Here is a 1,050-nt window from a genome sequence, read left to right on the forward strand (position 1 = left end):
CTCGGGGTCGCCGACGAGCGTGACCGCGAGACCCAGCCGTTGGCGCATCCCGCCGCTGAACGTGTCGGCCCTGCGGGAACCCGCGTCGGCGAGGCCGAACCGGTCCAGCAGATCTCCTACCCGCGCGGCGTCGGCGCCCCGCAAGCCAGCGTGGAAGCGCAGAATCTCCTCCGCGGTGGCGCCCTCGGGGAAGCCGAGCCGCTGCGGCAGGTAGCCGATCGCGGCGCGCGCGTCCGGCTCTCGGAACGGGTCGCGACCCGCCACCTCGACGGAGCCGGTCGTGGGGCGCACCAGCCCGAGCGCGCCCTTCAGACAGGTAGTCTTGCCCGATCCGTTGGGCCCGATCAGCGCCAGCGTCTCCCCGTCGCGGACCTCCATCGTGAGGTCCTTGACGGCCTCGACCTGGCCGTAGTGCTTGGTGAACTCCGTGTAGCGGATCACGTCGCGGTCCTCCGCGTCCACCTTCCGATGCGCCCCAGGCCGAGCGGCACCAGCCCCAACAGCAGCGCCGCCAGCGCCAGCGCCGGCAGGTCGCCCGCGAACCCGGGCGCCCGCGCTTCGGTCGAGATCGGGACGCCTTCCGGAGGCCGCAGCAGCGGCCGCGGATCCTCCACGTGCGCCAGGTCGAAGACCGGGAACGCTTTCTCGGCCCAGGACAGTGCCCGCGCGGCAGGCGTACCCAGGAACAGGCTCAGCGCCGGTTTGCCCGCGCTCAGCGAAGCGAACGGGTCGCCGGCGCGGTGCGAGCGATCGCCCACGCCGTCACCGTCCACGTCGAAAAGGCCCACCTCGCCCCAGTAGTTGCCGCGGCCGTCGACGGCCCACTCGTTTACGCCGCTGCCGGCGCGCCGCACCGGTGTCCGGTTGCCCACGATGGCGTTCTCCGCGAAGCGGTTGCCCTCCGCGCTGGACAGCATGTCCACGCCGATGCCGTTTCCGGCCACGGCGTTCTGGGCGAACAGGCTGCGCGTGGCGTTGTCCATGAACAGCCCTATCCGGTTGCCCTCGATCCGGTTCTGCTCCGCGACGATGTCCTGCGACGTCTGCAGG

At 72.2% G+C, this 1,050-nt stretch carries 2 protein-coding genes; both read right to left on the minus strand.

The window, feature by feature from the left end; all coding sequences use genetic code 11:
- On the minus strand, positions 1 to 441 hold a 441-nt coding region (locus ABFS34_17005), incomplete at its 3' end, for an ABC transporter ATP-binding protein (protein MEN8377125.1).
- On the minus strand, positions 438 to 1,050 hold a 613-nt coding region (locus ABFS34_17010; protein MEN8377126.1), incomplete at its 5' end, for a NosD domain-containing protein. The genes ABFS34_17010 and ABFS34_17005, both read right to left, overlap by 4 nt.

Source organism: Gemmatimonadota bacterium, from assembly GCA_039715185.1.
Classification (GTDB): domain Bacteria; phylum Gemmatimonadota; class Gemmatimonadetes; order Longimicrobiales; family RSA9; genus DATHRK01.